Raw genomic sequence first — 16,582 nt, 5'->3', positions numbered from 1 at the left:
CGGCATTCAGAATGCTGCGGCGGCCTCGAGGGCGGCAGCGCGATGGCGGGGCAGGGCCAGCAGCGGCAAGGCCCGCCGCACCGCCAGCCGTGCCCGCTCGATCAGGGCATCGTTGTGCACGCAGCCGTCGGCGAAATCGCGGTCGGTGGCGTAGACGCCCAACGGCAGGGTGCGTGCCTGGAAGAAGCTGAAGAGCGGGCGCAGCTGATGGTCGATCACCAGCGAATGGCGCTCGCTGCCACCGGTGGCGGCCAGCAGGATGGGGGTGTCGACCAGTGCGTCCTGGTGGATGAAGTCGAAGAAATGCTTGAACAGCCCTGTGTACGACCCGCGATAGACCGGCGTGCTCACCACCAGCACATCAGCCTGCTCGACGGCAGCCAACTGGCGTTCCACGATGTCGGGCAGCTGCGAACGCCAGAGCGCGCCCGCCAGCTGCGGGGCCAGTTCGCCCAGCTCGACCAGGTGCTGCTCGCTATGGATGTCCTCGCCGATCAGGCCCAGCAGATGCTCGGCCAGGGTGGCGGCCCTCGAGGGGCGCTGCAATCCGCCGGAAACGGCGACGATTCGAAGGGGGCGGGTAGGTGAAAGCATGACCCGATGCTAGCCACGCCCTTCCATGACGTAAAATGGTATTACTTCACCAATCCATGAGCGGGATTCATTATCATGCTGGAGCGGATCCACCTCAGTATCGTGCAGCAGGTCGAGCAGCAAGGCTCGCTCACCGCTGCCGCCGGCGTACTCAACCTGACCCAGTCGGCCCTGAGTCACAGCATGAAGAAGCTGGAGCAGCAGCTGGGCACCGACGTCTGGCTGCGCGAAGGCCGCAGCCTGCGGCTGACCCAGGCCGGGCAGTACCTGCTGGCGGTGGCCAACCGGGTGCTGCCACAGCTGGACCTGGCCGAGGAGCGACTGGGCCAGTTCGCACAGGGCGAGCGAGGCGCACTGCGCATCGGCATGGAGTGCCATCCCTGCTACCAGTGGCTGCTGAAGATCGTCTCGCCGTACCTGGCCGCCTGGCCGGATGTGGACGTGGACGTCAAGCAGAAGTTCCAGTTCGGCGGCATTGGCGCGCTGTTCGGCTACGAGATCGACCTGCTGGTCACCCCGGACCCGCTGCTGAAGCCGGGCCTGAAGTTCATTCCCGTATTCGACTACGAACAGGTGCTGGTGGTGGCCAGCAGCCACGCCCTGGCCAAGGTCGACCATGTAAAGCCGCGCCAGCTCGGCCAGGAAGTGCTGATCAGCTACCCGGTGCCGTTCGAGCGCCTGGACATCTACAACCAGTTCCTGCTGCCGGCGGGCATCACCCCACGCCGGCACAAGGCCATTGAAACCACCGACATCATGATGCAGATGGTGGCCAGCGGCCGCGGCGTGGCGGCCATGCCACGCTGGCTGGTGGAGGAGTATGCCGCCCGCATGGATGTGGTGCCCGTTCGCCTGGGTGCGAAGGGCATTCCCAAGCAGATCTACCTGGGTGCGCGCGAGGCTGATACCGGTATCGACTACCTGCAGGCTTTCATCGAACTGGCGCGGAACAGCACGCCGCTGGCCAGCAATGCGCGCGGGGGCACGTAATGTCCGCACCTTCGTCGCTGCGGACGCGGGCCTTTCTTGATGCCTTTTCGCTGGAGGTGAGCGCCAAAGCCATGCCGGCACTGCGCACGGAGGCTGCCCGCATTCCACGCGGCACGACAATCTCCATTCCCTGGCTGGCCAGCGAGGACGACGACGCACGACTGGCTGCGACGCGCAGGGTGCGCGAACTGGGCTTCGAGCCGATGCCGCATCTCTCGGCCCGCCGCATCGGGTCGCGTGCAGTGCTTGAACGGTTCCTGCAGCGCGCCGCCAACGAGGCCGGTGTCGCCCAGTGCCTGGTGATCGCCGGCGATCTGGCCACGCCCGCCGGCCCATTTGCTGATAGCGCTTCGATCATCCAGACCGGGCTTCTAGAGAAGGCCGGCATCAAGGCCGTCGCCATCGGCGGTCACCCCGAGGGCCATCCGGTCATGGGCAGTGTCGAGTGCTGGCAGGTGCTGGAACACAAGTGCCAGGCCATCGTAGCGCGCGGCATGGCACCGATGATCATCACGCAGTTCGCCTTCGATGCCGACATCGTTCTGGCCTGGTTGGACGCGCTGCGCGCCCGTGGCATCGACGTTCCGGTGCTGGTCGGTGTGCCGGGTCCGGCAAGCATCGCGCGGTTGGCACGCTACGCCGCAATGTGCGGGGTGGGTGCCAGTGCATCGATGCTGGCAAGATACGGCATCTCGATCGGGCGGCTGCTCGGAACCGCAGGGCCGGAAGTATTCGTGGACCACCTGGTGGGCGGTTTGACTGACGCCCATGGCTTGGTCAGCCCGCACTTCTTTCCGTTCGGTGGTATTGCCCAATCACTTGACTGGATCAAACGGCACCGGCCGCAGGCATCGGCAGTCGGCGGCTGATGGGCCATCGATGACGGCTACCGGGCAGCGCATGTGGTTGCCCGGTCCCGTCCCGGTCAGCCCTGGCGCTGTCGTATCTCGGACGGGCAACTGATCAGGCCGGCATTGCTGATGGCCTGGCGCGTACCGCACGCGCGGCATGCAAGCACGGTTCCGCCTCTCACATGCTCCATCTCCTGCTCACCCCAGACGCTGGTTGCGCCGCACGCCGTGCAGGTTGCTTCGATCTGCAGGGCCCGGGCCAGGTCGCCCTCCGCACCCGGTCTGTAGGTAAGGTCGGTGATCTTGAATATGCCGGTATGACTCATTGGAACGCCGTTGTGGGTCTACTACGGGAAGATATCGATGCAGAGGTGTCGGGCGCGTTGGCGCGGTGTCGAGAAGTGGTGCGGGTCAGTTCATGGGTCACTACTCAACGTGAATTCCTCCAGCCGTGCACGGCTGACGGACTGGTGGTTGCCACACCCCGGGCAGCTGAGCGAAGCAGCGCCGTTGAGGTCGACAAGCCCATGATCAGGAATGGCCCGGAATTGCCTTGAGCATTTCAGGCAGGAGCAATCAATCCGGGTGACCTGCAGCAGGGTGCCATCCTCACGCGCCACTCCTTCGACGCTTACTACATAGAACTGTCCGATGTCTCGCATGAAGATGAACAATGCCCTGAACGTGTGGGGCGCCCATCATGCCGCCTGACGTGCCGTAAGGCTCACCCATCGACCCTCCGTATTCTGAAGGGTTAAGAATCAGGATCAGGGGGCAGGCTTGTACCGGGTGCTAGAGTGTGAACAGGTGCCGATGTGGCGCCACATTCAAGGCGAAATTCATGCCCATTCGGGCCGTTGTATATGCAAGTCAAGCAGTAGAGGGCCTTACGATTGATCGCCTGGAGGCGCTCGTGGCCGATGCCGCGAGGTTCAACAAGGTGGCGGGCGTGACGGGCGTGCTGCTGCACGACGGCGCGCGATTCGTGCAGTACTTCGAAGGGCCGGAAGATGGAGTGGCCAGCGTCTATGAGCGCGTGCTGCAATCGTCCAGCCATACCGATGTGGTGGAGCTGGCGCGAGGGCGCGTCTCCACCCGGCAGTTTCCCTATTGGTCGATGCACCAGCTTCCTGCCGATCAGCTTCTGGTCGGCAGACTTGCCAGGGCCGACTGGTCACGCTTCAAGAGAAGCCAGCCCGAGGAGATCGCGGGCTCCGCGTGGGGAATCGATGTGCTTGCCGCGGCGGTAGCGCCCTACGTGCACGCCGCTTAGTTTCCGCTTCGGCCACCACTTCATCGAGGGGTGCAGTGACATGAAGGTTCTCATCACGCTTGTCGCTGCACTACTGGCTGCGGGCCCGGCGCTTGCCGACTCCCCGCTGCCGCCGCCGGAGAGGTTCACGGCATGCTCCCCCACGCGGAATCTCTGTGTTGATTCCGATCCGGCGCTCAATTCAACGCGGGTAACGCCCCAGGCATCGGGTGGGGATGCCTGGCTGATACCCGGTTGGCATCGCTGGCTGTTCCCGTCGGACGATGGGGAATCGGTCGTGGTCGGCTACGAGGGCATGAACCTGGTTCCGGCTGACGTGACGTTGAGCGAGCCGGTGCTGCATTTCTACAATCGTGGCCGCTTGGTTCGCACCATCACCCTGGGTCAACTGTATCGCCGCACATCGCAGCTTCGGCGTACCGTCTCGCACTTCGCCTGGGTGAGCACCATCGGCTTCAATCGCTCCAACCAGCTCGTGGTCGAGCTGGTCAATGGAGAGAAGGTGGCGTTCGCCTCCAGGACTGGCGCCCGCGAGCCGGTTCGGCCAGATAGCCGCTGACAGTCCATTATTGGTGTTCGTACTGGTGTTCGGGAATCACGCATTGCGTGACCGCGCCATCACCCACATTCACCCCGCGGCAGCGAGAATGCACCATTGGGCGCGCTCCGACGCACGCCGTTCACTGCCCGCAGGATCGCGAAGATGTCCAACACCCCCTTTGGTGAATCGTCATGCGCTGCCGCCGCAAGCGGTTGCGTTGAGGTCCGCGGCGCGCGCGAGCACAACCTCAAGAATGTCGACGTCTCCATTCCGCGCAACGCACTGGTGGTGTTCTCCGGGGTATCGGGCTCGGGCAAGTCCTCGCTGGCCTTCGGTACCGTCTTCGCAGAGGCGCAACGGCGCTACTTCGAGTCCGTTGCGCCGTATGCCAGGCGCCTGATCGACCAGGCGGGCGTGCCCGATGTGGACGCCATCGATGGCCTGCCGCCGGCGGTAGCCCTGCAGCAGCAACGCGGCGCCAGCAACGCGCGCTCATCGGTGGGCAGCGTGACCACCCTGTCCAGCCTGGTGCGCATGATGTATTCGCGCGCAGGCGCCTACCCGGCCAACCAGCCCATGCTGTACGCCGAGGACTTCTCGCCCAATACGCCACAGGGCGCGTGCAGCACGTGCCATGGCCTTGGGCATGTCTACGAAGTGACCGAAGCGTTGATGGTGCCGGACCCGTCCCTGAGCATCCGCGAGCGTGCCATCGCCTCGTGGCCACCGGCATGGCATGGCCAGAACCTGCGCGACATCCTGGTCACGCTGGGCTACGACATCGATGTGCCGTGGAAGAAGCTTCCGAAGAAGAACCGCGACTGGATCCTGTTCACCGAGGAAGCACCCAGCGTCCCGGTCTATGCCGGTTTCACCCCCGCCGAGACGCGCGCCGCCCTCAAGCGGAAGCAGGAACCCAGCTACATGGGCACCTATACCGGCGCGCGTCGCTACGTGCTGCACACCTTTGCCAACACGCAGAGCGCGCTGATGCGCAAGCGCGTTTCGCGCTACATGGAAGGCAGGCTGTGCCCGGCCTGCCACGGGAAACGCCTGAAGCCTGAGGCACTCTCGGTCACCTTCGCGGGCGTGGATATCGGCGAGTTCATGCGGCTGCCCCTGGATCAGCTGGCGGCGCTGCTGGAGCCCATCGCGCAGGGTGATTTCGGTGCGCACGGCAATGGCGCTCGCACCAGCAGGAGTGCGACACCCCGCGATCGCGCCCGTCGGGCGGCGAGTGGCCAGGCGACCCACGAGGGTGCTCCCGACGTGCGCCTGACCTCGGCCTTGTCCGAAGAGAAGCGCCTGGCGGCACAACGATTGGCCGGCGGGGTCATGGCGCGTGTACGCCAGTTACGTGACCTGGGCCTGGGCTATCTCTCACTGGATCGCGCCACGCCCACGCTGTCGGCCGGCGAACTGCAGCGCCTGCGGCTGGCCACGCAGCTCAGCTCCTTGCTGTTTGGTGTGTTGTACGTGCTCGACGAACCCTCGGCCGGCCTACATCCGGCCGACAGCCAGGCGCTGTACGACGCATTGGAGCGGCTGCGCGACGGCGGAAACTCGGTGTTCGTTGTTGAACACGATCTGGAGCTGATGCGCCGCGCGCAGTGGTTGGTGGATGTGGGCCCGCAGGCGGGGGAACACGGCGGCCGCGTGCTCTACAGTGGCGAGCCCGACGGCCTGCGCCACGTCCAGGACTCGCGTACGGCCCTGTATCTGTTCGACCAGGTGCCTGCACCTGCCAGCCGGCAACGCAGCGCCGGCAACTGGCTGGAACTGCAGGGCATCCACCGGCACAACCTGCAGGGTGTGGACGCACAGGTACCGCTGGGATTGCTGACGGCAGTGACCGGCATTTCCGGCTCGGGCAAGTCCAGCCTGATGGCACAGGCGTTGCCGGAGTTGATGCTGCTGCACCTCGGGCACGAGCCGGTGGACGAGGGCGCGGACGCCGAGCCCAACGATGGACCGAGCGTGATCGAAGCAACACGAGGCCGCTTGGCCGGCGATGTGGATAGCATTCAACGCGTGGTGCAGGTGGATCAGAAGCCCATCGGCCGCACGCCACGCTCCAACCTGGCCACGTACACCGGCCTGTTCGATCACGTGCGCAAGCTGTTCGCCGCAACACCGGCCGCGCGCCGCCGCCGTTTCGACGCAGGCCGTTTCTCGTTCAACGTGGCCAAGGGCCGATGCGAAACCTGCGAAGGCGAAGGGTTTGTCAGCGTCGAACTGCTGTTCATGCCCAGCGTCTATGCGCCATGCCCCACCTGCCATGGCGCCCGCTACAACGAAGCCACGCTGAAGGTGTTGTGGAACGGCCGCAACATCGCCGAGGTCCTGCAGATGACGGTTGACCAGGCGCACGCGTTCTTCGCCGAAGAAGGCGCCATTGCCCGCCCGCTGCAGTTGCTGCAGGAAATCGGCCTGGGCTACCTGAGGCTGGGCCAGCCGGCCACCGAGCTTTCAGGCGGTGAGGCGCAACGCATCAAGCTGGCGACCGAGCTGCAGCGCAGCCAGCGTGGGCGCACGCTGTACGTGCTGGATGAGCCCACCACCGGCCTGCATGCATCGGACGCGGATCGGCTGCTGGTGCAGCTGCAGCGGCTGGTGGACGCGGGCAATACCGTGGTGATGATCGAGCACGACATGCGCTCGGTCGCACAGGCGGACTGGGTGATTGATGTAGGCCCCGGAGCTGGCGGGGCAGGGGGAACCATCGTCGTGAAGGGAACGCCGCAGCAGGTTGCGCGGGCCAAAGGCAGCAGGACGGCGCCGTTCCTTGCGCGCGAGCTGGCTTCCCTGTAGAGCCGGGCCATGCTCGGCTATCGATGTGGGTATCGGTCAGGCCGTGGGTCGCCCCTGGGTACACAATCAGCCTGGCGCACTTGATCAGCTTCGCCGCCCATTGACAGGGTAGAACGATCGTTCTACCTTTGCGTCGTGAACACAACCACCACCGAAACCCAGCAGAAGATCCTGGCCACGGCCGAGGCGCTGATCTACCAGAACGGGATCCACGCCACCGGTATGGACCTGTTGGTGAAGACCTCCGGCGTTGCCCGGAAGAGCATCTACCGGCACTTTGAAAACAAGGACCAGGTGGCCGCTGCGGCATTGAACGCGCGCGACGTGCGCTGGCTGGACTGGTTCCAGCAGGAGTGCGACAAGGCCGACAGCCCCGAAGCACGCGTCCTCGGCATGTTCACCGTGCTCAAGGGCTGGTTCCAGTCCGAGGGCTATCGCGGCTGCGCCTTCATCAATACCGCCGGCGAGGTAGGCGACCCCGACGATCCGATTCGCCACATCGCAAAACACCACAAGCAGAAGCTGCTGGATTACACGCTGGGACTCACCACGCAACTGGATATCAAGCAGCCGGACGCACTGGCGCGGCAGCTGCTGGTTCTCATGGAGGGCGCCATCACCGTCTCGCGCGTGATGGGCGACTACAACGCCGCAGACACCGCCAGGGATGTTGCAGAAGTGTTGTTGGAGCAGGCCAGGCGCTGACGCCTGAGTCATCAGAATCCGTCGAAGTACCCCGTTCATCCATTTGATTGGAGGCCCCGCCGTGCCCACTGAAGCACCCCGTCCGCCGCTGCCGCCGTTCACTCGTGAATCGGCCATCGAGAAGGTTCGCCTTGCCGAAGATGGCTGGAACTCCCGCGATGCCGACAAGGTCGCACTGGCCTATTCGCTCGACACCCGCTGGCGCAACCGCGCCGAGTTCACCCATGGCCGCGAGGAAGCCCGGCAATTCCTGGCCCGCAAATGGAAGAAGGAACTGGACTACCGTTTGATCAAGGAACTGTGGGCATTCACCGACAACCGTATTTCCGTGCGCTACGCCTATGAGTGGCATGACGACTCCGGCAACTGGTTCCGTTCCTATGGAAACGAGAACTGGGAATTCGGAGCGGATGGGTTGATGGAGCATCGGTTCTCGAGCATCAACGACATGCCGATCAAGGAAAGCGAGCGCAGGTTCCATTGGCCACTGGGGCGTCGCCCGGATGATCATCCGGGGCTGTCTGATCTGGGTATGTGAGCACGGCCGGCCCACGTTCGCTTCACCCTCCATTGCGTAACCTGTACGCCGCAGCACGTCATGCCTCACGTTGAGGTATGACGTGCACCAAGGCTGGAATCGAGTATTTTCACTCGCAGAACAGGAGGCAGGACGCGACCGTGAGGGCAGTTCCCATCATCATCGCAGCAGCACTGGCCGCACCCTCGCTTGATGCGCGCGCGGCCAGCGAAGACCGCAACACAGCGCCTCATTTCGATCTCGGCGGTGCCATTCGATTCAACTATGGTTGGCTCGATTACGGGCCCACCAGCCGCCTGCAGCTGGAGCTGCTTCGCGCCGACATCGACGCCGGCAGCGGGCCTTTCTCCTTCTCTGCGCAATACCGGTGGTACGACGGCTTCGATGCCATCCATCACGCCTACGCAGGCTGGCAGTTCACCGACGCCACGCAGCTGAAGGCCGGCATCCAGCAGGTGCCCTTCGGGCTGCTGCCCACGGTCTCGCAGAGTTTCTGGTTCGGGTCCGGCTACTACCTGGGCATCGAGGACGACTACGACCCGGGCGTGGTAGTGATCCACCAGGCCGGCAAGACCACCTGGCACCTCGGTTGGTTCTCCGGTGACGAATACGGAACCGGGGCCCGCTACGACCGCTATTCCTTCGATGTGGCACAGACCGATGCGTTGCCGTATCGCGAACGGCAGCGGTTCAATGTACGCGTCGAGCAATCGCACGACTGGGCAGGCGGCGAACTGCGGGTCGGCGCGTCGGCCTTCGCCGGCAAGGTGCAGAACACCCGCAGCCGCCGCCATCACGGCCATCAGGCCGCCGCCGTGCACGCGCAGTGGAAGCGCGATGGCTGGACCACCCAGCTGCAATGGGCGCGCTATCGCTACACCGTGCCCGGCGAGCGCATCGCATTGTCGGCGTTCCAGGCCCCGTTTGAAATCGCGGCCGAGGCCGATGTACCCAGTGCCAACGTTGCCTATTCCTTTGGCCCGCGCGGCTGGATGGACGACCTGACCTGCTACAACAACCTCAGCATGACGCGCCCGGTGGGACACAGCAGCGGGGTGCGCGACTCCTGGCAGAACGTTACCGGCTGCAGCCTGCAGAAGGGCGTGATGCTCACCTATGTCGACTGGATTGCCGGCCGCAACATGTGGTTTGCCGGCGGTGATGGCATCGGCATCAACAATGGCGGCCCGTCGCGCTGGCATTCACGGCTGAACCTCAATATCGGGTTCTATTTCTGAAAGATGCTGCGCGTCGGCTACGATGCTACGGCCGGTATCGTAGCCGGGGGGCAGGGGACGCAATGGACATGCAGGCAGGGGGCGGACTCGATTCGCTGACAAAGGCCGATTCGCGGGAATTGACCTTCCACTGGCTTTACCAGCGGGTGCAGGGGTTGGTTGAGCACAGCATCTACCCGAAGGCGGGCAGGGTGGAGACGTGGGCGTTTCGCATTGGCTTGGCCGCCGCGATCGTTGGCATTCTCTGTGGCCAGCTGCCTGATCGGTGGCTACCCGCCAGTGTGGTGTTGCAAGTGGTTGTTGCGTGCCTGGCCATCGAGATTGGTGGGTTCGTCGTTGGAGGCGCCCTGGCCGCCCGCAGAGGCATCCGTCAGTTCAGCCAACCACGTCTCTCGCACGCCAAGGAAATGGACGGCGACTTCGCCCACTGGCAAACGGTGGTTACCGAGCTTCGCGGCTTCCCTCGCATCGAGCGCGAGCGACGCCTTCACTATGTCAGCACGCTGCGGACCAACATGATCGAGCGCATGGGCATGATGTATGGCGGCCTGCAGCGGCTTGGGCCGTTTCCACTGTTGATTGCGCTCTATCTGCAGTTCCGGGGATGGAAATGGGGCGACTGGGCTGGCGCATTCGACGTCAGCCTTGTCGGCGCATTGCTGATCTTCGCCATGGTGCTGCTGTACCTGTTGGGCTGGATGCTGATCAGCATGCGCACACGCCTGGACACTTACGTGGCCTTGCTGGAAGGCTCCATCCAGGAACCGGAGCAGTCGCAACCCGCGCCGCTGTAGAGTTGAGCCATGCTCGACTACTGCGGGCCGCATCGCGCCCCATCAGGCACCTTGCCGGCGAGAATCTGCAGCATCCGATCCATAAGAACAGGCTCCGGTACACCAGCCAGCACCTGCTCCAGATAATTCAATGGCTCCAGCTGCCATTGGAGGATTGCCCGCATCTGAAGAACTGCGGGCGCACGCTGCATGGCATCCAGTGAGACCTGCAACAGCACATGCTGGGGCCGCCGCTCCAGCCACAGCACGGGAACGCCTCTGCAATGAATCTGGAACGAGGCGTCTTCATGCTGTTCCACGAACTGGAAGCCCTGTCGTGGCCGAGACTCCACGAATTGAATCACCTGGCGGCGCAGATGTGAGATTCGATCGTCGTTGATGCTTTGGAACCCGATAGGAGATGGCAGTGGCGGCGACAGCCACCGCGTCTGTGCCGCAACCACCGCCACGAGGCACAGCAGCGTGGCCGCCCGGCAGTACCGCGCCACTCAGTCGTCCGGCCGTACCCGTGTGCTGGCGTGCGCCACGAGGCCCAGCCCGGCCATGATCAGGCCCTCCATGACGCGGGGCCCGACGTACTGCTCCAGTTCGCCGTTTTCGCGGGCGCGCTGCGCAGCCAACAGGATCTCCAATACCACGCGAAGGCCGGCCAGCGAGCAATCGGTGTCGGCCAGAGCGAGACGTCGGCCGGGCATCTGATGTCGCTCTGGCCAGGGCTGACCATCCGAGGCGGCGCCCGAGCCGATGCTGTGCAGCAGGGCGATGAGCGTGTTCGGATCCAGCGCGGGGCTGTTGGCGGGCGCGTCGTGGATCGGGTGCGGGGCAGGGGAGTGGGGCTGGGTCATGGCTGGGCTCCTTGCGGGAAGGCAGAAGCCGCCACCGATAAAGGTGGCGGACGGTGCGAGGTTCGAAACCCGGTGTGCAATCAGACCGGCGGGCGCAAGGCCCCCACGCACCGCCCGCCATAGCCGGCTGACGGATTGCCAGCCGGCACCGCGCGAGGTGGTGCCGACTGGCAAGCGCTTTTTACGATTGCACAACCGGGGTTTCGAAGCCCGGCCACCTGTTCGAGGTGGCACAGCAAGGAATACGCCCGGTTGTGCGCGATGCCAATGCAGTAGGGCTGATGCCGTCACCACTTTCAACATTTTCAGAATCGTTGCATGCCGCGTAATGAGGCTGGAGCCTTGCGTTGCAATGCTATCGGCGATGCCAGTGGTGCAGGCCTACGGACTGTCGGCATCCGCCCGGCGAGACCATCAGCGAGGCGGATGCGACAGGATTGCCAAAGGCCGTCAGGCGTCAGTAGCCCTTCAACGCGGCCTTGGTCCGTTCCAGCCATGCGGCATTGTGGCCGCGCGCGTGCCGGGACCAGTGTTGGGCATCGTCGATGATGCTGGCGAACAGGCTGCGAGCCTGCTCGCGGTCGGCGGGCTGCGGCTGTGCCATCAGCCATTCGGCGTACAGGCAGCGAGCAGCTGCATCATTTCCGCACTCCACGGCTCGCTCGAACGCGGCGCGAGTGCCGGGCGCTTGCGCGGCCGCCAGTGCCTGCGCGTAAAGCAGGGCCTGTTCCGCCTTGCGGCGCACATCCGGATGGCGGGCGAACAGGCCGTCCAGCGTCTCCACCGCAAGCGCGGCGTGCCCGGACTCGAGGTGGGCGCGGGCGAGGTCGCTCAGGATGTAGGGATCGTCGCCCAGCGGTGAGCTGGCCGCCTGCTCCAGCAAGGTTCTGGCTTCCTCGGCCTGGCCGGCATTCAGCAGCGTCATGCCCAGGCGAACCCGATTCTGCACGGTGGGCGTGCGCGCCAGTTCGGCGCGAGCGTTGCGCAGGTCCTGGCCCGGGTCCATGAGCTGCTTGGCGGAACGGACGACCTGCCGGGCGCCGCGCGAGTGGCGGACTTCCGGAAAGTAGATCGCCAGGAAGCAGACGACGCTGCCGAGCAGCGGGAACGAGAAGAGCAGGATGAGCCAGTAGAGGCTCTGGCCCGAGCGGATGGCGTGCACCGCGAAGTAGATGGCTGCCAGTACGTGGAGTCCGATTCCGATATAGGGCATGTGCGCCGCCTCGTCCTTGTGGGGGCTGGAACTATAGTGGGGTAGGGATGGGGCGCCAATGGGTTGGGGCAGCTGGGTGTGACGCGTCACGTTAATAGGGTGAGTTCCGCAGGACGGAACGCTGCATGCCACTATGTGGCGGGGCTGCATTGATGGAAGGGGATACATGGAACGTACACAGAAGACGCTAACGATGGCCGATGTTGCTGGCTGGGGTTCGGCGCTGGTCACCTTCGGTTTGGTTCAAGGCGCCTTCTATTTGAAGGCGTATTGGGGACACTTCGGCCTGGATCCCTTTCAGTTTGTCGCCGTAAGCGAGCTTGCGCTGGCAGGGCTTGCGGGGATCGGCATGGTGCTGTTCTTCATACTGATTGCGCTGCTGTTTGGAGGGTGGGTCGAAGGGAAGGTGACAGCGAGGCCGCCCCAAGCCAATCTGCTGATGTGGCTGACCCTTGCTCTTTGTCTTGTTGGAATGGGCGCCTTGCTTTGGTGGTCCAATGCCTGGCCCGTTTTGATAGGTGTGGCGCTGACGGGCATATGTGCAATGGCAGTACGCCTGTCCCCAGTGCTGCCAGCCGCAGTGAAGGACTCGCCGTGGCTGGTCTATGCGCTCGTGATGATTGTCTATGTCCCGATCTCGTCAAACTGGCTTGGCTTCGAACGCGCCAAGGCGATTACTTCTGGCGGCAGCAAGTACACGGCCAATGTGACTATTGATGAGAAGGTGCAAGGCAGCCTGAGTCTGGTGGGGCGCTTGGGTGATAGCTATGTGCTTTGGGATCCGGCGCAGAGGACTGCAGTTCTTGTGCCTACTGGCGATGTGAGCAGGCTGGAGATTGCGCAAAAACCGGTTCTGCCTGCCAAACCGGTTCAGTCGCGATAAGGGATGTTTATCGAGGGCAGGGTGGATGTCCGCTTCTGGCCGAAGCGGACCCGCGGTCCAGATGATTCCGATATAGGTGCAGCCATCCGCCTGCGAGAGAGTACGGACAGGATCAATCCGATAAATGGCGTAAGCCAGTGTGACGCCAGAATTCGACTCTACACACCTACGTGGAGCACGAAGAACCATTTCAGGTGATGACTTCGGCTCAGGGGGGGGGCTTGAGGATCTTGGAGATGCATTTCTGCACGCTCCATTGATTATGCTAGTTTGATTGGCTGAACAATACGATTGCTCTTCACGGGATGAGATGCCGGGTGGCGCGGATAGCACTTTTCGAACGTAGCGACAGGAATTTACGCTGGAACGAATCGCAGAAGTCCGGCGCATCCCAATAGCTAGAGGCCAGTCATGAGTTCGACCGTCGAGTTCTTTGTTGAGACGATCGCCAAAGATCGCAGTGGGCAGTCGGTGTACGTAGGTTTTGTTGTCACAGGCGGCCCGATATGCGTCGGAGACAAGTTTGTCTCGATGTATGAAATTCCGAGAACACTGGAAGACATCCAACTGGGACGCCGGCGCATCTCTCCAGAAAACGTCCGTGACATCTCTATTCGTGTGGATGCAATAGATGCAAACAGGCGGCGAGTGCAGGCGCTACCTGATGGCGCGACCGGTGCACTTTATCTAACGGGTGAAGACGTGGGGTTTATTGGATCTCGAACATACCTGCTAACATCGGGTTGATCTAAGTGATCCTCAGCCATTGCCAGCGCAACGATGCTCGGCGGCGATTGCCCGATAGAGATCTTGCTTCTGCGCACCAATGATTTGCCAATCAAGGAAGGCGAGATAAATTTTATGCAAGGACAGACTGTGAAAGCTGTGCCTGGAATGGGGATCACGCTCTATATTTTCAACGCGAGCGTCCTCAAGTACGATCTCCCGATACCACGGGCTCACACTGTCAGGAGCGATGGATGAAGGTCGTCTACAGCTTGCGCAATGATCTTGAGAAAGATCAGTCCAGGATTCGAGATACGCAATCCCTGACGTTGAACGACGCGAAGCCATTGCTTGGATTAAAGGGCAATAAGGGTCTATTTGGTAGCGAGGAGTGGTGGTCCAATATCGAGTCTGGAGTCATTGAGGGTGAGTGCGTCACGGGTGTAATTGCGAGCCTGTACGTTGCGGGGCAGGAGCGCCTCGATCACCCAAACGAATTCGAGTTCACCCTAAATGATGGGAGTTCAAGGTCGGAAGCAATCTTGACGGATGATCCAAATTCCATTTCTGCATACGCCATCGGACGGCAAGTTCAAATCCACTATGCGTACGATGAGCTTAAGTGTCCCTTGAGAAATGGGCTTCCTCAGTATCTGGACTTCGTTGTGAGAATAGAGATCGAAGAGTGATAGCGTTCTAGCCAGGCAGCCCAACAGACGAATGAGACCGCAAATCCGACGATTGCCATGGCAACCAGCATGATCTCTCGATCAGTGTCGTTCATTGAGGGATTATCCGAAGTTGAGCCTTTGCGTCTTTGCCATGATATCTGACACTAAGGAGCGAAAGCGCGGGCGCGGTGGCTGCATTTGAGGTTCTTTCGAAAGAATCCTTAGCTAGAGCCCGCCCAAGCGCGGGCAGCATGGCTGCATCTTGGTTGGAAGCCTCGGCATGCGAGGCCGGGAAAGGATCGTGGGATGATGAGCAAAGGCTCACGATCCGAGGCGCCGTGTTCGAACAAGTAACACTTTTACCTGGCGCTTGGTAACAGATTTACCTGCTTCGTCAATTGCCAAGCGAAGCCCACGAACCGGATCAGGATCGATACAGCATTTCGCATCATGTATAGACGGTGCGGCATCGAAGCCCGCCACCGCCGCCTGAGCCTTGTGGGGCAGGGCGAACCCCACAGCTAGGCACAAGGCCATCGCGGTGGCGGCCAACTTTCGCCAAACCGCCTTTTCCTCCCGACTGACGGCACGCGCCTCGCCGACAATGCCCAGGACTCGAGCCAACGGGAGGCCAGTAAGACCGGCCAAAGTTGCGCACATCACCGTGTCAGGAAGCGAATAGCCCGATTTCCAGTTCGCAATCGTTCCGCGTGACACGCCCAGTTGACGCGCAAATTCCGCGTCACTGTTGACGTTCAGCGCCTTTCGAGCTGCGTCTATGAGATCTTTAACCGTCTGCATCGTTCAACTCTGTTGACACCCTTGTTCAACCCCTTTATACATTGCCTCGCGTTCAACGGTGCTGAGCATCCCACCATCGGCACCCCAAGGCCGCTGGTGGGCTCCTTGGGGGCCTGGGAAGGGGTTTAGCGCATGATCATCGCTTCGCTTTCACTCCAACTTCTCTCGAAACGCGTCTGCTTCATCTGCGAGCTTCTGGGCCGATTCAGACAGCCAACCGCTCGTCTCCAACATCCACCTGTATTCCTGGCAGCTGCCTCTATCGAAGTCAGCGACATCCTTGGTTCTTTCGAGAAAGCTCTCAATCAAGGCGCGAAGGGCCATTGCGTTGTACTCCACACTGAAAACAGCACGTTCCAGCGCAACATCAGCATTGAGCGGAAGCAGCTCGAGCTTTACTGCGGCGCACCTATAGTTCAACGCGCCAGCTGCAGTCCTTGCCTGAGCGAGGGACGCGTTGCCCTTCTTGTCCAGCTTCTCCAGATTGCTCGAAAAGCTTCTCAAGCTATGAGCTTCGAGAGTAATGCGGCGCAGATGTTTCCTTTGATCAGCGTGCTTTTCCCTCAGCTGAGCAGTCGCTGCTTGGTAGCTGAGCGTACAAGCGCCAAGGCCGATCACCCAAGTTCCCACGGCAGCGACCCAGTCAGCCCTGCTTCCTGGCTCTGCGCCCATCAACGTCCAAGCCGACAGAGCCCCGGCCGCGAATACGCCGATTGCGCCTGCGAACGCGGCCTCTTTGGTCTTCCATTTCGAAATGTCCATTCCCGTTCCTGTGATTACCCGCGACTCAGGGAAATTCTGTCATGACCGAACCCGAGTTCGCACTTGCCCTGCTGGGAGCCATTGCTGCCTTCTCCATAGGCTGCGCAAAGATCGCTTCGTGGCTGCTCGACCGGCGTGATTACACCACCTCGCAGCAGTCCCGCGAAGCCGAGGTCATTGCACTCGCAAAGGCTGAGATTGCCGCCACCAAGCGCGGCGATCTGCTGGCCGCAGCCCGCTTCGCCGAACAACAGGAAGGCATCCATGTTCCGTAACAGCTCCTTCCCGTGGGCACCTCCTGCCGTCGGCATCTTCGCCTTGCGCTCAACGGAATTGAGTGCGAGAC

At 62.5% G+C, this 16,582-nt stretch carries 20 protein-coding genes; 13 read left to right on the top strand and 7 right to left on the bottom strand.

Annotation, left to right across the window (positions count from 1 at the left end; all coding sequences use genetic code 11):
* Nucleotides 1-6: 6 nt before the first annotated feature.
* Nucleotides 7-594 (bottom strand): FMN reductase, encoded by a 588-nt coding sequence (gene msuE, locus EZ304_RS01025; protein ID WP_099552176.1) that lies wholly within the window; start codon nucleotides 592-594, stop codon nucleotides 7-9.
* A 75-nt stretch (nucleotides 595-669) separates the two neighbouring features.
* Between msuE and EZ304_RS01020 the strand changes: the two genes are divergently transcribed.
* Entirely contained in the window at nucleotides 670-1,584 is a 915-nt protein-coding gene (locus EZ304_RS01020) for a LysR family transcriptional regulator (protein WP_142805981.1), read from the top strand.
* The gene (locus EZ304_RS01015) at nucleotides 1,584-2,453 is read left to right on the top strand and encodes a methylenetetrahydrofolate reductase (protein WP_142805980.1); all 870 of its coding nucleotides are present in this window, start codon (nucleotides 1,584-1,586) and stop codon (nucleotides 2,451-2,453) included. The genes EZ304_RS01020 and EZ304_RS01015 overlap by 1 nt, the downstream gene beginning before the upstream one ends.
* A gap of 56 nt (nucleotides 2,454-2,509) precedes the next feature.
* Here the strand turns inward: EZ304_RS01015 and EZ304_RS01010 are convergent, their stop codons facing one another.
* Nucleotides 2,510-2,761 carry a hypothetical protein gene (locus EZ304_RS01010; RefSeq protein ID WP_142805979.1) on the bottom strand — a complete coding sequence of 84 codons (252 nt, stop codon included), beginning with the start codon at nucleotides 2,759-2,761 and terminating at the stop codon, nucleotides 2,510-2,512.
* A 515-nt stretch (nucleotides 2,762-3,276) separates the two neighbouring features.
* On the opposite strand from EZ304_RS01010, the gene EZ304_RS01000 reads away from it, so the two are divergent.
* The 7 genes from EZ304_RS01000 to EZ304_RS00965 all read left to right on the top strand — a co-directional run bounded on the left by EZ304_RS01000 (nucleotide 3,277) and on the right by EZ304_RS00965 (nucleotide 10,335).
* Nucleotides 3,277-3,708, top strand: a complete 432-nt coding sequence (locus EZ304_RS01000; protein ID WP_142805978.1) for a BLUF domain-containing protein — start codon at nucleotides 3,277-3,279, stop codon at nucleotides 3,706-3,708.
* A gap of 40 nt (nucleotides 3,709-3,748) precedes the next feature.
* Nucleotides 3,749-4,267 (top strand): hypothetical protein, encoded by a 519-nt coding sequence (locus tag EZ304_RS00995; RefSeq protein ID WP_142805977.1) that lies wholly within the window; start codon nucleotides 3,749-3,751, stop codon nucleotides 4,265-4,267.
* 144 nt (nucleotides 4,268-4,411) lie between these two features.
* Nucleotides 4,412-7,060: an excinuclease ABC subunit UvrA gene (locus EZ304_RS00990; protein ID WP_142805976.1), complete on the top strand. Its 2,649-nt coding sequence runs from the start codon at nucleotides 4,412-4,414 to the stop codon at nucleotides 7,058-7,060.
* Nucleotides 7,061-7,195: 135 nt separating this feature from the next.
* Entirely contained in the window at nucleotides 7,196-7,765 is a 570-nt protein-coding gene (locus tag EZ304_RS00980; RefSeq protein ID WP_142805975.1) for a TetR/AcrR family transcriptional regulator, read from the top strand.
* A 61-nt stretch (nucleotides 7,766-7,826) separates the two neighbouring features.
* A complete protein-coding gene (locus tag EZ304_RS00975) occupies nucleotides 7,827-8,303 on the top strand; it encodes a DUF1348 family protein (RefSeq protein WP_142805974.1) in 477 nt (158 codons plus the stop codon).
* A gap of 77 nt (nucleotides 8,304-8,380) precedes the next feature.
* Nucleotides 8,381-9,541, top strand: a complete 1,161-nt coding sequence (locus EZ304_RS00970; protein WP_260678173.1) for a hypothetical protein — start codon at nucleotides 8,381-8,383, stop codon at nucleotides 9,539-9,541.
* A gap of 62 nt (nucleotides 9,542-9,603) precedes the next feature.
* Nucleotides 9,604-10,335, top strand: coding sequence for a hypothetical protein (locus EZ304_RS00965; RefSeq protein ID WP_142805973.1), 732 nt, complete (start codon nucleotides 9,604-9,606; stop codon nucleotides 10,333-10,335).
* A 17-nt stretch (nucleotides 10,336-10,352) separates the two neighbouring features.
* Here EZ304_RS00965 and EZ304_RS00960 read toward each other — a convergent pair whose 3' ends face one another.
* The 3 genes from EZ304_RS00960 to EZ304_RS00950 form a co-directional block, all read right to left on the bottom strand.
* Nucleotides 10,353-10,823: a hypothetical protein gene (locus EZ304_RS00960; protein WP_142805972.1), complete on the bottom strand. Its 471-nt coding sequence runs from the start codon at nucleotides 10,821-10,823 to the stop codon at nucleotides 10,353-10,355.
* Nucleotides 10,824-11,180 carry a hypothetical protein gene (locus EZ304_RS00955; protein WP_142805971.1) on the bottom strand — a complete coding sequence of 119 codons (357 nt, stop codon included), beginning with the start codon at nucleotides 11,178-11,180 and terminating at the stop codon, nucleotides 10,824-10,826.
* Nucleotides 11,181-11,637: 457 nt separating this feature from the next.
* Nucleotides 11,638-12,393, bottom strand: a complete 756-nt coding sequence (locus tag EZ304_RS00950; RefSeq protein ID WP_142805970.1) for a tetratricopeptide repeat protein — start codon at nucleotides 12,391-12,393, stop codon at nucleotides 11,638-11,640.
* A 166-nt stretch (nucleotides 12,394-12,559) separates the two neighbouring features.
* Between EZ304_RS00950 and EZ304_RS00945 the strand changes: the two genes are divergently transcribed.
* From EZ304_RS00945 to EZ304_RS00935, 3 genes are all read left to right on the top strand, one after another.
* The gene (locus EZ304_RS00945; protein WP_142805969.1) at nucleotides 12,560-13,276 is read left to right on the top strand and encodes a hypothetical protein; all 717 of its coding nucleotides are present in this window, start codon (nucleotides 12,560-12,562) and stop codon (nucleotides 13,274-13,276) included.
* A 411-nt stretch (nucleotides 13,277-13,687) separates the two neighbouring features.
* Complete coding sequence (locus EZ304_RS00940; RefSeq protein ID WP_142805968.1) at nucleotides 13,688-14,023, top strand: hypothetical protein; 336 nt, start codon at nucleotides 13,688-13,690, stop codon at nucleotides 14,021-14,023.
* A gap of 233 nt (nucleotides 14,024-14,256) precedes the next feature.
* Nucleotides 14,257-14,691: a hypothetical protein gene (locus EZ304_RS00935; protein ID WP_142805967.1), complete on the top strand. Its 435-nt coding sequence runs from the start codon at nucleotides 14,257-14,259 to the stop codon at nucleotides 14,689-14,691.
* A gap of 303 nt (nucleotides 14,692-14,994) precedes the next feature.
* Here EZ304_RS00935 and EZ304_RS00930 read toward each other — a convergent pair whose 3' ends face one another.
* A complete protein-coding gene (locus EZ304_RS00930) occupies nucleotides 14,995-15,474 on the bottom strand; it encodes a DUF3693 domain-containing protein (RefSeq protein WP_142805966.1) in 480 nt (159 codons plus the stop codon).
* Nucleotides 15,475-15,624: 150 nt separating this feature from the next.
* On the bottom strand, nucleotides 15,625-16,236 hold the full coding sequence (locus EZ304_RS00925) for a hypothetical protein (RefSeq protein ID WP_142805965.1): 612 nt from the start codon (nucleotides 16,234-16,236) through the stop codon (nucleotides 15,625-15,627).
* 41 nt (nucleotides 16,237-16,277) lie between these two features.
* On the opposite strand from EZ304_RS00925, the gene EZ304_RS00920 reads away from it, so the two are divergent.
* On the top strand, nucleotides 16,278-16,511 hold the full coding sequence (locus EZ304_RS00920; RefSeq protein ID WP_142805964.1) for a hypothetical protein: 234 nt from the start codon (nucleotides 16,278-16,280) through the stop codon (nucleotides 16,509-16,511).
* The last annotated feature ends 71 nt before the right edge of the window (nucleotides 16,512-16,582 follow it).

This window comes from Stenotrophomonas maltophilia, assembly GCF_006974125.1.
In the GTDB taxonomy this organism is placed as follows: domain Bacteria; phylum Pseudomonadota; class Gammaproteobacteria; order Xanthomonadales; family Xanthomonadaceae; genus Stenotrophomonas; species Stenotrophomonas maltophilia_O.
The sequence above is the reverse complement of the archived record's forward strand: the minus strand, read 5'-3'. Positions and strand labels throughout refer to the sequence as shown.